Below are 13,481 nucleotides of genomic sequence, written 5' to 3'. Positions count from 1 at the left end.
AGGTTGTGACGAGTCAGCTCGCTGCTCACGGCGTCAAGACCGACACCTGATCGCCGGCCAATTCCGCGGACAGCCTGACCCAGACATCGACGACCCGGTCAAAGGTGCCGACCACCTCGGCAGAACTGGCCCCAGGACGGACCATGGCCGCTTGGAAGACTGAGCGCTCCATCGCCTGGATGGTGCCCACGAGGGCAAGGACTTCCAGAGAGTCCTCGGAGCGGCCGATTCGGCGAGCAGCTGCCGCCATGAGGGCAGCGCGTTGACAGTCAACGGACTCCTTGAGGGCCATCCGAAGCTCGGTGCTCTCCCTGCTGATTCTCATGAGCTCTCGCAGATCGTCGAGGTCGACGTCGAAGCTTCGCCACCTGGCATCGAGCAGGGTGCGAATGGCATCGGCCAGTGACGTCGAGGTGTCCGTCGCGAAGGTCTCGAGGGCCTCCTCCGAGTGGGCGACCACCGGAGGCAGATAGACGTCGTACTTGGACGGGAAGTGGTTGAACACGGTTCGTCGCGACACCCCAGCACGCTCGGCAATGTCGTCGACTGTGACCTCGTCCACCGGCTTCTCGACCGCCAATTCCATTGCAGCACGGCGAATGACGCCCTGAGTGCGGATTGCTGTTGGTGAAGTCACACTCACAATTTTGCACTGAGTGCAGTGTCTGCATCAAGTGCAGAACCTGCACTCAGTACACAAAGGGTCACGCCCTCGGTGAACGATGGCGTGAGAAGGTTCACCGGAAGGCGTGCCAGGCAGCTTTGAGATAGGGCCAGGCACGTTGGGCTGACTCCCGCCACTGCTCGAGCGAGCCGGTGGCCCGATGCACCCAGGATCCGGCTTCCTGACCGACCGATGGCGCCAACCACAGCACCCCGACGACAACCGTGAACACACTCACGACGAGGGCCACTGTGACCATGCGAGTCCACATCCCTCGACGTTGACGAGCTCCCGAGACATTGTCGTGGGTCCGGGAGAACCATCTGGTGAAGAAGGCACCGCCCAGAGCGATGACGAGGCTGGTGACGGCAGCGCCGATCATCGTCCCGCCGATTCCCAGGCCTCCCACGACTCCGGTCGCAACGGCCGAGGCGCAGGCACCAGCCGCCACCTCATAGGGTCGAGGCCACCGGTGACGGGGCTCGGCCTTCTGCGCGGGTGCCGCTTGGGCAGCCCGAGGGTTGTGAGACTCAGCTGCGGCGGGCCGAGAGGAACGAATCGGTGCCAGCGGCGCGGTAATCCTGGGCATCGACCCCGTCGACACCAAGGTCGGCGCGTCCGACCCCGGCTCGATCCGGTACAGCCACCTCTCGTCCTCGCTGAATATCCGATTACCCACGGTTCTCTGATCTCCCATCGTCACAGGGTCGATAACGACCAAGTTTTGAGAGTAGGTCGCCATTTCGTCACTTCCAGCGATCGCGGCACAGTGGCGACCACGGTCGCTGCGAGGATCCGACGACAGTCGCAATCCCCGGCATAATTCTCAGGTTCCGCCAAGTCGCGGGCACACAAATGCTCAGGTACCGAATTCCCGATTCCGCTCAGATCGATCCCCCAGACGCAGATCGGCCCCCACCTCAAGGGCGGGGGCCGATCAACATCTGTGTCGTGGGGACTCAGGCCTCGACCGGGACCTCCACGGGGTTCACGTTGACGATCTTGCGGCCACGACGGGTGCCGAACTCGACATTGCCGTCACGCAGGGCGAAGAGGGTGTCGTCGCCACCGCGGCCAACCCCGTCACCGGGGTGGAAGTGAGTGCCGCGCTGACGCACGATGATCTCGCCAGCGTTGACGAGTTGACCGCCGAAACGCTTCACGCCGAGACGCTGAGCGTTGGAGTCACGACCGTTGCGCGAAGAGGACGCGCCCTTCTTGTGTGCCATGTCTGTCTACCTCAGCCTTCGATTCCGGTGACCTTGACCTGGGTGTACTTCTGACGGTGCCCCTGGCGCTTCTTGTAGCCGGTCTTGTTCTTGTACTTGAGGATGCGGATCTTCGGGCCCTTGGTCTCGCCGAGAACCTCAGCGGTGACCTTGACCTTTCCGAGCGCGTCCTTGTCGGAGGTGACGGACTCGCCATCAACCACGAGGAGCGGGGTCAGCTCGATGCTGCTGCCCGCCTCGTCGGCGACCTTGTCGATCTCGACGACGTCACCCACTGCCACCTTGTGCTGGCGGCCGCCACTACGCACGATCGCGTACACGCCTGACCTACTCTCGTTCTTGTCGTACATTTCCGGGGGCCGGAACCAACGGCCCCGGACAAACCTGACCGACGACTCGCGCCGGACCGGCTGCCCATTTTACATTTCCTGTGGTGGACGGTCAAAACGACCGTCCACCGCCCTTATCCGGGCCCATCCTCACTTGGAATGGGACTTGCCAGAGGAGCCGTTGCGACCGCGTCCACGGCCCTTGGAACGCTCACCACCATCGGCCGGGGCCTGGGAATCCACCGGCTTGTCGAAGCGGTGGTAGCCACGGCCACCACAGGCCTCACACTCCTCAGTGAAGGCCTCAGCCAGGCCGGTGCCGATCTTCTTGCGGGTCATCTGGACCAGACCCAGCGACGTCACCTCGGCAACCTGGTGGCGGGTGCGATCCCGTCCCAGGCACTCGGTGAGGCGACGGACCAGGAGCTCACGGTTGGTCGGCAACACCATGTCGATGAAGTCGACGACGATGATTCCGCCGATGTCGCGTAGCCGCAGCTGACGGACGATCTCCTCGGCCGCCTCCAGGTTGTTGGCGGTGACGGTGGCCTCGAGGTTGCCGGCAGATCCGGTGAACTTGCCGGTGTTGACGTCGATGACCGTCATGGCCTCGGTGCGGTCGATGACCAGCGACCCACCCGAGGGCAGGTAGACCTTGCGCTCCAGGGCCTTGGCGACCTGCTCGTCGATGCGGTGCTCAGCGAAGGGATCCTTATCGGCGTCCTCCCAGTGAGTCAGGCGCGAGGCCATCTCCGGGGCGACGTGATCGACATAGGCCTTGATGGTGTCGTAAGCGTCGTCCGAGCCACCGTTGCCGGCGATGACGAGCTCGGAGAAGTCTGCGGTGAACAGGTCACGGATGATGCGCACCGTCAAGTCCGGCTCCGAGTACAGCATGAGCGGCGCCTTGCTGGTGCTGGCCTTGCGCTCGATGACCTCCCACTGAGCCTTGAGACGGTTGATGTCGCGGACGAGATCCTCCTCGGTGGCCCCCTCTGCGGCAGTGCGCACGATGACGGAGGCATCCGACGGGATGTTGTTCTCGACGATCTTCTTGAGGCGCTTGCGCTCGGAGTCGGCCAACTTGCGGGAGATTCCCGAGAGATGACCGCCGGGCGAGTAGACGACGAAGCGTCCAGGCACCGATATGTGACTGGTCAGACGAGCACCCTTGGCACCCACCGGGTCCTTGGTGACCTGCACCAGGACCTGGTCTCCCGACTTCAGGGCATGCTCGATGCGCTTGTCCTCACCCTCCTTGCCGTACTTGGCCCAGTCGACCTCGCCGGCGTAGAGCACGGCGTTGCGACCACGGCCGATGTCGATGAACGCGGCCTCCATCGAGGGCAGGACGTTCTGGACCTTGCCCAGGTAGATGCTGCCGATCGAGGACGCGGCCGAGGCACGGTCGACGTAGTGCTCGACGAGGACGCCGTCCTCCAGCACCGCCAACTGCGAGTACTCGTCGGACTGACGGACGACCATCTTGCGGTCCACCGATTCGCGGCGAGCCAGGAATTCGGCGTCGGTGATGACCGCGCTGCGTCGGCGACCGGCGGCACGCCCCTCACGACGACGCTGCTTCTTGGCCTCCATACGAGTCGAGCCCTCGATGCCGGTGACCTCGTCAGCCACCGACTGACGCGAGCGCGGCTCACGAACTTTGATGACGACCTCGCTGGGATCGTCGTCAGAACCGCTGATGTCCTCACCACGGCGGCGGCGACGACGGCGACGACGACGGGTGGTATCCGAATTCCGGGACTCCGAGCCATTCTCAGAGCTGTTCCCCGAGTCGTCATCGTCGTCCGACTCGCCCGCCGAAGTGTTGTCCCCGGTGTCCTCGCTGCGCCGACGACGACGTCCACCCCGACGACGGCGACGACGGTTCTGGCCTTCCTCCTCGGAGGTGGTGTCCTCGGACTCGGAGGTCGTCTCCTCCTCGACGGAATCAGCAGTCTTCTCGTCCGACTTCTCGTTCTTCTCGCTAGAGCCCTTTCGGTCCTTGGCCTCGCCCTTGCCCTTCTCAGGCTCGACCTCGGCTGCCTCCTCGGTCTTCTCGGCGGTCTCCTCAGCGTGATTGCCAGCCTCGGACGGACGAGTGGCGCGACGGCGACGCTTCTTCGGCACCGCGGCCTCTCCCCCTCCGATCTCGACGGCCAAGGAGTCGAGGATGTCGCTGGCCGAGCGCTCCTCACCGTCCTTGAGCCCGAAGGGATTGGCCAGGGTTCCCTCAACCTTGTGACTACGGGCCTGGGCCTTGGCCTTGGTCAACGCGGCATTGATGGGATCGTCGTCAGATCCCTTGTTCTTGGCACTCTTGTCATCCTTGGCATCCGTGATGGTCGCCTTGCCCTCGGTATTTTCCTCGGACTTGTCAGAAGCCCGGGAGGAACGACGGCGAGTGGCGCGACGACGCTGGGAGGTTCCACGCTCGGTCTCGACGGACGGAGCGGTCTCAGATGCGCCACGACGGGTGGTGCGGGTCCCGGAATCCTCGTTCGTCTCAGTGGCGGACTCGGTGTTGTCAACCTCGGACGGGGACTCGTTCTCGGCGGCCGCGCGGGTGCTCCTGGTCCTCGTCCGGGTCGACTTGGCAGCGGAGTCGCCATTGCGGCGGGTACGGGTGCGACGCGGCTTCTCGGCCCCGGTCGTCATCTCCTCGGACATCGTGTCCTCGGTCTTCGTCTCGGCAGCCTTGGGGTCCTCAGTCTTCGGGGTTTCGGTCTTCCTGGATTCCTCGACCTTGAGGGTCTCAGCCTTGGCGGCCTTGCGACGGCGTCCCATCGGAGGGCGAGGAAGGTCGGATGCCTCGGCGTCGGAGGTGATGACGGAGCCGCCGGTACCGGCAGCGGTGATCGTCACCGAGGCGCTCGCGGTCTCGCCTTGGGCAGGAGCCCCGGCAGGACGCGATGCGGCCCGACGGCGTCGAGAAGCGGGAATCTCAGCGGTGGAATTCTCGTCAGAATTCAATGTGGTGTTGTCAGTCTCGTCGAGCATTGTGCTCTCCTTGGCCTTTCGGCACGGTCAGTGCCCACCCGGGTACGGCCCTGCGAAAATCCTTCCGCAGACGTGTGCAAACGCCTCGCGCTGAACTGACGGCGTCATCCCCGGCATGGGGCAAAAGCTTTCGGTGAGCCCTCGAGTCCCCCGCGGTCGCCTCTCGGCGTCGCGGTAAGAACCGTCGAGTGGGGTGGCACCCCGTTCACCTGAGTCCCAGTATGTCACGTCACAGGGGTCGATGCCAGGTGACGACGACGTCACCACACCGTTACGGCAGCCCTGGAAAACGGGTCGGCCAGGACCGTCGAAACCCCGCTGGCATCCTCGTCACAGGCGCCCTGAGCCAGTCGCGTTGCCCGCGCGGCGTCAACGTCCAGCGCCGGGCATTTCTCGGCCAACGCACGCAGTACGTCATCCGGCCGAACCAACGGAGTGACGTGACGCAGCATGAGCCGCAGCTTCCCGTCCGAGACGTCCAGACCGATGAGAGCTGCACGGACGTCGAAGGTGCGCATACCGGACTTCGTCATCCGCTCCACCTCGACGGTCTCGGCTGTCATGACGGCTTCCACGGCCTCGGCCAGTTCCGCAACCTCACCAGCGGGCGCGATGAGCCAGGCCGACGCCGTCAACAGTTCGGTGAAGGGGGTGCGATCAGTCTCGACGACTTCCAGCACCTCCATGCCGGGTGGCATTTCGGCGCCAAGGACCGTCAGGACCTTGTCCGGGTCGCAGATCTCGGCCAACGCCACCTCGAGGTACTCGGCCTCCGAGGCCGCCCCGGTAGCCGAGGCGTTGGCGTAGGAGATACGCGGGTGCGGGCTGAATCCCGACGAGTACGCCATCGGAATGTGGGCCCGGTTGAGAGCTCGCTCGAAGGCGCGGGCGAAGTCACGATGGGAGGTGAACCTGACGGTGCCGCGCTTGGCGTACCGCATCCTCAACCTCTGCTTCGGCGGGGCCTGCTGCTCGGGCTGCTTCTGGGCGCGCTTCGACATCGTCAGGCCTCCTTCGCCGGCGCGAGGTCAGGGTTGACCGGGGTCAGCGGGATGAGCGAATGCCCTGACGGACCCACCTGGATCTCGGTACCCATCTGCGGGCACACCCCACAGTCGTAGCAGGGGTTCCAGCGGCAGTCGTCGACGGCTTCGCCGTCTAGGGCGTCCTGCCAGTCGTCCCACAACCAGTCGCGGTCAAGTCCGGAGTCAAGATGGTCCCAGGGCAGCACTTCCTCGTAATCACGCTCACGAGTGGTGAACCAGTCCAGGGAGACACCGAGCGGCTCGAGCTCCTGCTCACAGCATGCCACCCACCGGTCGTAGGAGAAGTACTCGTTCCAACCGTCGAAGACTCCCCCGTCACGCCAGACGGCCTCGATGACCTTGCCGACCCGTCGGTCACCGCGCGAGAGCAGCCCCTCGATGATGCCGGGGCGCCCGTCGTGGTAGCGCATGCCGATGGACCGACCGAACTGGCGGTCAGCGCGAATGGAATCTCGTAGCACGGACAGGCGGTGGTCGACCTCGTCGGCAGATGCCTGGGCGGCCCACTGGAAGGGGGTGTGAGGTTTGGGCACGAATCCGCCGATGGAGATCGTGCACCGAATGTCCTTGCGTCCGGCCGCAGCACGACCGGCCTCGATGACGTGGGAGGCCATGTCGTGGATTCCCAGCACATCCTCGTCGGTCTCGGTGGGCAGACCGCACATGAAGTACAGCTTCACCTGACGCCAACCATTGCCGAATGCGGTGGCAACGGTGCGGATGAGGTCGTCCTCGGTCACCTGCTTGTTGATGACCTGGCGCATCCGCTCCGAGCCTCCCTCGGGAGCGAAGGTGAGACCGGAACGACGACCGTTGCGGCTCAACTCGTTGGCAAGATCGATGTTGAAGGCGTCCACGCGAGTGCTCGGCAGGGACAGGGACACATTCGTCCCCTCGTAGCGATCCGCAAGCCCCTTGGTGATGTCAGAAATCTCCGAGTGGTCGGCGCTCGACAGGCTCAACAGACCGACCTCTTCCAGACCGGTGGCCTGCAGGCCGTTATCGACCATCTGAGCGATCGTGTCGATGGATCGCTCGCGCACCGGACGGGTGATCATGCCCGCCTGGCAGAACCGGCAGCCACGGGTGCAGCCGCGGAAGATCTCCACCGAGTAGCGCTCGTGGACGGTCTCGGCGACCGGGACGATGAGCTTCTTCGGATACTGCCACTCGTCAAGGTCCATGACGGTGTGTTTGGAGACGGTGAACGGTGCCTCCGGACGATTAGGGGCAACTCGACCGATCGTTCCGTCGTCGAGGTATTCGACGTCGTAGAAGGAAGGTACGTAGACCCCGCCGGTCTCGGCAAGCCTCACCAGCAGACCTTCGCGTCCGCCCGGTCGGCCTTCCTCCTTCCAGCCCCGGATGATCTCGGAGATCTCCAGGGAGGCCTCCTCACCGTCCCCCAGGACGGCGGCGTCGATGAAGTCGGCGACGGGTTCGGGATTGAAGGCGGCGTGACCGCCGATGAGGACGATGGGGTCGTCATCGGTGCGATCAACCTGATGGACGGGGATACCGGCCAGACTGATGGCATTGAGCATGTTGGTGTAGCCCAACTCCGTCGACAGTGAGACCGACATGACGTCGAAATCGCGCACCGGCCGGTGCCCGTCAAGGGTGAACTGAGGAATCCCAGCAGCCCTCATCTGCTTCTCCATGTCCGGCCACACCGAGTAGGTGCGCTCAGCCAGGATCCAGTCACGTTCATTGAGCACCTCGTAGAGGATGGCCACGCCCTGATTGGGCTGGCCAACCTCGTACGCGTCGGGGTACATCAGGACCCAGCGGACGTCAGCGTCCTGCCAATCCTTGACGATGCTGTTGTGCTCCCCACCCACGTACTGGATGGGTTTGTTGACTCGGGCCAGCAGCGGTTCAATCCTACCGAGGAGATCCTGGGTACTCACGAACGGTCATGGTAAGCGGTTCGGGCCGGATCACGGAACCAGATCACACCAGATCGGGGAACCAGATGCCGATCTCGCGCTCGGCGGATTCCGGGCAGTCAGAGGCGTGGACGAGGTTGCGGTTCTTGAGCGTGCCGTAATCGCCACGAATTGTTCCTGGAGCTGCCTCGGCGCAGTCAGTCTTGCCATTCATGGCGCGAACGACCTGGATGGCCTTGCGTCCCTCGAGCACCAGGGCGACCAGCGGCCCGGAGGTGATGAACTCCTCCAGCGGCGGGTAGTAGTCGCGTCCGACGTGCTCGGCGTAATGATTGGATGCAGTATCAACATCAATCGTCCGCAGCTCCATTGCGCGCACGATAAGACCCTTGGCCTCGTACCTGCTGATGATCTCGCCAATGAGATGACGCTCAACGGCGTCCGGCTTCAGCAGGACCAGGGTACGTTCCGTGTCAGTCATGGCCCCAACTTATCGCAGCGCGGATCGCGACCTCAGCGGACCTCGGGGTTTCCGTCAATGCGCCTACCCAGCACGATAATGGACACCCAAATCGCGGCGAAGACGATCCCGACGGCGTACATCATCGGGGTGGCCAGCCCCAGCAGGATTCCAAAGATCTGCAGGGCCCATGCAAGCAGGTATCCCCACGTGCGGGGGACGCCAACAGCGCAGAGGATCGAGGCGCCCATGCCGATACATCCCAGGACAACTGACATGGCCACACTGATGCCGGAGACCAAGATCATGCCCGGGATCGTCAGGCCGAAGACGATGACCTCAAAGGCCAGGAAACTCACCACGACCTTCGTCATCGGGTTGCCCGCGGGCAGTGTGAGGAAGCTTCCTCTTGCGATCCCGGGCTGCGCGGCCATCGTCACCAACCTCCGTCGTCATTCATGTCGGTGACCATGTCATCGTCAGGCAGTGGGTCGAGGCGCTGACCCTCCATCGCCTCGATCTGTTCCTGGGACAGGTCCGGGGTCTCGACGATGGCGGTCTGCGGAGCGTCAAGCATGGTGCCGTCGGGACGCAGGATCGCCCTGGCACGACCCGCCAGCACGACCGATCCGGCGATGAGGACACCGGCCCCTGGCCCGGACGCATCTGCGATGCGGAAGGCTTCCTCAAGGGCCTCGGGGACGTCCGCAATCCGGGTAAGGTGGTCGTCATCCCAATGGGCCGAGGCCTTCTCCGCCAAGTCGTCAACACTCAAGGCACGCGGCAGGCCCGGCATCGAGGTGACGATGACGTGGCTCACCGAGTCCGACAGCACCGACAGCACCCCGTCGATGTCCTTGTCGGCCATTGCCGCCACGACAGCGATGAGGGGCTCGGTCTCGAAGGACTCGCGCATCCCGGCCATCGCCGACGTCGCTCCGTGGGGATTGTGGAAAGTGTCGAGGATGACGAGCGGAGACCGTCGGACGACCTCGAGACGAGCTGGAGCCTCCACAGCAGCCAAACCCTGCTCGATGATGGCGGGCTTGAGCGGCCCGGTGAGAGCCTCGGTCGCCGCAACAGCCTGGGCAGCGTTGTGAGCCATGTGTTCACCGAAGAGCGGAAGGAACAACTCCCCCAGCGGCCCGGAAGCAGTCTGAACACGCAGCACCTGGCCGCCGAGGGCACTGCGGCGGTCCAACAGGCCCCAGTCCGGGCCCTCCAGCAGCGGCTTGACGCCGGCGTCGGTGCACTGGGCAAGCAAGATCGGCGCGGCTTCCGGCTCCTGGCCAGCAATGACCGGAGTGCAACCTGGTTTGATGATTCCCGCCTTCTCAGCGGCAATTTTATCGATGGTGTTGCCAAGGATGTGCATGTGGTCCATGGCGACAGGGGTGACGACCGCAACAGTTGCGTCGGCAACGTTGGTGGCATCCCAGCGTCCTCCCAGACCGACCTCGACCACAGCGACGTCCACCGGGGCATCCGCAAAAGCCGCGAAGGCCATGGCCGTTACGACCTCGAAGAAGGTCATCTGGATGCCGTCGATGTGCTGACCGTCGACCATGGCCACCATCGGCTCGATCTGACGCCAGGTCTCGTCGAACAGCTCGCGGCTGACGGGACGACCGTCGATGCAGATGCGCTCGGTGACGTCGACCAGATGTGGGGAGCAGTAACGTCCCACCCGCAGACCGGCGGACCGCAGCAGCGAGTCGATCATGATGGCCGTCGATCCCTTGCCGTTGGTGCCGGCAATCTGGATGACAGGGCAGGCCTGCTGTGGGTTGCCCAGCAGGTCGAGAAGGGCACGTTCCCGGTCAAGGCCGGGACCGATGCGGTGCTCTGGCCAACGAGCGGTCAGCTCTGCCACGAGCTGGTCATGGCTGCTCAATAGATGACCTCGCCATCACGGCGACGCTGACGCAGGTTCTCCAGCGCCTCGGCGAGGATGGCAGCGGCCTCGGCCTCGCTGCGGCGCTCCTTCACATAAGCCAGATGGGTCTTGTAAGGCACGATCTTCGGCGGAGCAGGAGGATTGGCCTGATCACGGTTGGCCGGCAGACCGCACTTCGGGCAATCCCAGGTGTCGGGGACCTCTGCCTCGGCCGAGAAGGCCGGGCGGATCACGTGGTGGTTGGCGCAGAAGTAGGAGACGTACTCGCGGGGGGCAGCCTCGCCGCGCTCTGCCTCTCCCATGGGGCCGGCACCGACGCGACTTCCACGGATGGCGCTTCCACCTGACATTCGTTCACTCTCCTCGAGGGGGTCACAATACTGCCTGGGGGGCAGCATCATTGGGGGTCGGAAGGGATCAGCCCTCCCTTGTGCTCCTGCGCGGCAGACTGCCGCCCGATTCCGGCTCAGGAATGGCTGTAGAGCACCAGCAGGACGATGATGGAGGCCAGCCATAGCAGGCCAATGACGACCGTCAGACGGTCAAGATTCCGCTCAGCCACGGAGGTTCCACCCATGGAGGTCGACACACCTCCACCGAAGAGGTCGGAGAGGCCGCCGCCCTTGCTCTTGTGGAGGAGGACGAAGAGGGTGAGGATGACGCTCAGCACGCACAGGATGATCGACATCGTCAGCACGGGCCAGGTCATGAGGGGAGCCGAAATCACGTCGTACAGGGTAACTCACGAGCCGCCAGATCCCCACATCGAGCCCCGAAACCATGCGCGAAGTGTGCATACACATCAACGCAGGGACGAAACGACCCCCGCACCGAGTGGTGCGGGGGTCGTCGTTGAACTTGTCGCGGATCAGGCCTCGTAGAAGGTCACGATCTTGGAGAAGTCGCCAGCCTTGAGCGAAGCGCCGCCCACCAGGGCGCCGTCAACATCAGGCTTGGCCATGATCTCGGCGACGTTGGCCGGCTTGACCGAGCCGCCGTACTGGATGCGCACGGCCTCGGCGGTCGGGGCGTCGTAGAGCTCCTTGACGGCCTCGCGGATGGCCTGGCAGACCTCCTGGGCGTCGTCAGCGGTGGCGGTCTCGCCGGTGCCGATGGCCCAGATGGGCTCGTAGGCGATGACGAGCTTGGCGACCTGCTCGGCGGAGATGCCGTCGAGGTCAGCCTTGATCTGGCCGACAGTATGCTCGACGTGCTTGCCGGCCTTGCGGACCTCGAGGTCCTCGCCACAGCAGATGATCGGAGTCATGCCATTCTCGATGGCCTTCTTGGCCTTGACGTTGACCAGCTCGTCGGGCTCGTTGTGGTACTCGCGACGCTCGGAGTGACCAACGACGACGTAGGAGCAGCCCAGCTTCGACAGCATGGTGCCGGACACCTCACCGGTGTAGGCGCCGTCGTCGTGAGCGGAGATGTCCTGGGCGCCATAGGCGATCGGCAGCTTGTCACCGTCGATGATGGTGGCCACGGAGCGGATGTCGGTGAATGGCGGGATGACGACGGCCTCGGACTTGGAGGAGTCGTATCCGGCAGCCTTGAGGGCCTCACCGAGATCCTGGACGAGGGAGGTGGCGGCAACGTGGTCGAGATTCATCTTCCAGTTGCCGGCCATGATCGGGGTACGAGACATCAGTTGTTCTCCTTGAGGACTGCGATTCCGGGCAGCTCCTTGCCCTCCATGAGCTCGAGGGAGGCGCCACCACCGGTGGAAATGTGACCGAACTGGTCGTCGGCGAAGCCGAGGGCGCGAACGGCGGAGGCGGAGTCTCCACCGCCAACCACCGAAAGGCCGTCGACCTCGGTGAGAGCCTGGGCAACGGCCTTGGTGCCGAGCTCGAGGCCCTTGATCTCGAAGACGCCCATCGGGCCATTCCAGAACACCGACTTGGCGCCCTTGATGGCCTCGGCGTAGGCCTTCTCGGTCTCCGGGCCGACGTCGAGGCCCATCTTATCGGCCGGAATGGCGTCGACGGGCACGACGTCGACCTGGCCGACGGTGTGGGCATCGAAGTCGACGTCAGAGGCGACGCGGACGTCGGTCGGCAGCAGGATCTGCTTGCCAGCGGCCTTGGCGGCCTCGAGGTACTTCTTGCAGGCCTCGACGGAGTCATCGTCGACCAGCGACTTGCCGACCTCCAGGCCCTGTGTCTTGAGGAAGGTGAACAACATGCCGCCACCGACGACAAGGGTGTCGGCAACCTTGAGCAGGTTGTCGATCACGGCGAGCTTGTCGGCGACCTTGGCACCACCGAGGACGACGACGAACGGACGCTTCGGGTCGGCGGTCAGGCCCTCGAGGACCTCGACCTCCTTGGCGACCAGGGAGCCGGCAGCGCTCGGCAGCAGCTTGGCGACGTCGTAGACGGAAGCCTGCTTGCGGTGCACGACACCGAAACCGTTGGAGACGTAGAACTCACCGAAGGAGGCGTACTTCTTAGCGAGCTCGGTGCGCTCAGCCTCATCCTTGCTGGTCTCGCCCTTCTCGAAGCGGACGTTCTCGACCAGAGCGATCTCGCCGTCGGCGAGGGACTCGGAGGTCTTGGTGGCGGACGGGCCGACGACGTCCTCAGCGAGCTTGACGTCGAGGTTCATGAGCTCGCCCAGACGCTTGGCGACCGGGGCCAGGGAGTACTTGGGGTCGACGGCACCCTTGGGACGACCGAGGTGGGCGAGCACAGTGGTGCGCGCGCCGGCCTCGTGCAGCTGGGTCAGGGTGGGCAGGGCGGCCTTGATGCGGCCGTCATCGGTGATCTTGTCCCCGTCGAGCGGGACGTTGAAGTCGCAACGGATGACGACGCGCTTGCCGCGCAGGTCTCCGAGATCCTCAACAGATTTCATGTGGAAGCCCTTTCTTAAGGCGATGGTCGTGAACGACGTTTCACGAGCGTCGTGGCCCGGGTACGGATGACGGCCCCGCGCCCGCATGGGCACGGGGCCGTCATCAGCTCA

14 protein-coding genes are annotated in these 13,481 nt (G+C 64.5%); all 14 read right to left on the bottom strand.

Annotated elements, in window-relative coordinates:
- Window positions 1–25: 25 nt before the first annotated feature.
- A complete protein-coding gene (locus tag ACP8LP_RS04210) occupies window positions 26–637 on the bottom strand; it encodes a TetR/AcrR family transcriptional regulator (protein ID WP_063279979.1) in 612 nt (203 codons plus the stop codon).
- Window positions 638–737: 100 nt separating this feature from the next.
- Window positions 738–1,424 (bottom strand): hypothetical protein, encoded by a 687-nt coding sequence (locus ACP8LP_RS04205; protein WP_063280004.1) that lies wholly within the window; start codon window positions 1,422–1,424, stop codon window positions 738–740.
- 199 nt (window positions 1,425–1,623) lie between these two features.
- Window positions 1,624–1,893, bottom strand: coding sequence for a 50S ribosomal protein L27 (rpmA, locus tag ACP8LP_RS04200; RefSeq protein WP_004811744.1), 270 nt, complete (start codon window positions 1,891–1,893; stop codon window positions 1,624–1,626).
- Between the two features lie 11 nt (window positions 1,894–1,904).
- A complete protein-coding gene (gene rplU, locus ACP8LP_RS04195; protein WP_002515641.1) occupies window positions 1,905–2,213 on the bottom strand; it encodes a 50S ribosomal protein L21 in 309 nt (102 codons plus the stop codon).
- A 159-nt stretch (window positions 2,214–2,372) separates the two neighbouring features.
- Window positions 2,373–4,880 carry an Rne/Rng family ribonuclease gene (locus ACP8LP_RS04190; RefSeq protein WP_334338638.1) on the bottom strand — a complete coding sequence of 836 codons (2,508 nt, stop codon included), beginning with the start codon at window positions 4,878–4,880 and terminating at the stop codon, window positions 2,373–2,375.
- A 602-nt stretch (window positions 4,881–5,482) separates the two neighbouring features.
- Window positions 5,483–6,223, bottom strand: a complete 741-nt coding sequence (locus tag ACP8LP_RS04185) for a TIGR03936 family radical SAM-associated protein (RefSeq protein ID WP_484483292.1) — start codon at window positions 6,221–6,223, stop codon at window positions 5,483–5,485.
- Between the two features lie 2 nt (window positions 6,224–6,225).
- The gene (locus tag ACP8LP_RS04180) at window positions 6,226–8,178 is read right to left on the bottom strand and encodes a TIGR03960 family B12-binding radical SAM protein (RefSeq protein ID WP_484483291.1); all 1,953 of its coding nucleotides are present in this window, start codon (window positions 8,176–8,178) and stop codon (window positions 6,226–6,228) included.
- 43 nt (window positions 8,179–8,221) lie between these two features.
- Complete coding sequence (gene ndk, locus ACP8LP_RS04175) at window positions 8,222–8,638, bottom strand: nucleoside-diphosphate kinase (RefSeq protein ID WP_004811748.1); 417 nt, start codon at window positions 8,636–8,638, stop codon at window positions 8,222–8,224.
- Between the two features lie 32 nt (window positions 8,639–8,670).
- Window positions 8,671–9,057: a DUF4233 domain-containing protein gene (locus ACP8LP_RS04170; protein WP_063279983.1), complete on the bottom strand. Its 387-nt coding sequence runs from the start codon at window positions 9,055–9,057 to the stop codon at window positions 8,671–8,673.
- A complete protein-coding gene (locus ACP8LP_RS04165; protein WP_063279984.1) occupies window positions 9,054–10,511 on the bottom strand; it encodes a bifunctional folylpolyglutamate synthase/dihydrofolate synthase in 1,458 nt (485 codons plus the stop codon). The genes ACP8LP_RS04170 and ACP8LP_RS04165 overlap by 4 nt, the downstream gene beginning before the upstream one ends.
- Window positions 10,508–10,864 carry an RNA polymerase-binding protein RbpA gene (locus ACP8LP_RS04160; protein ID WP_016667362.1) on the bottom strand — a complete coding sequence of 119 codons (357 nt, stop codon included), beginning with the start codon at window positions 10,862–10,864 and terminating at the stop codon, window positions 10,508–10,510. Before ACP8LP_RS04160 ends, ACP8LP_RS04165 begins: the two co-directional genes overlap by 4 nt.
- Before the next feature lie 116 nt (window positions 10,865–10,980).
- Entirely contained in the window at window positions 10,981–11,223 is a 243-nt protein-coding gene (gene secG, locus ACP8LP_RS04155; RefSeq protein ID WP_016667361.1) for a preprotein translocase subunit SecG, read from the bottom strand.
- Window positions 11,224–11,382: 159 nt separating this feature from the next.
- Entirely contained in the window at window positions 11,383–12,162 is a 780-nt protein-coding gene (gene tpiA / locus ACP8LP_RS04150) for a triose-phosphate isomerase (protein ID WP_063279985.1), read from the bottom strand.
- Window positions 12,162–13,370 carry a phosphoglycerate kinase gene (locus ACP8LP_RS04145; RefSeq protein WP_063279986.1) on the bottom strand — a complete coding sequence of 403 codons (1,209 nt, stop codon included), beginning with the start codon at window positions 13,368–13,370 and terminating at the stop codon, window positions 12,162–12,164. Before ACP8LP_RS04145 ends, tpiA begins: the two co-directional genes overlap by 1 nt.
- Between the last annotated feature and the right edge of the window lie 111 nt (window positions 13,371–13,481).

This window comes from Cutibacterium sp. LaCa_89 (assembly GCF_058177555.1).
The sequence above is the reverse complement of the archived record's forward strand: the minus strand, read 5'-3'. Positions and strand labels throughout refer to the sequence as shown.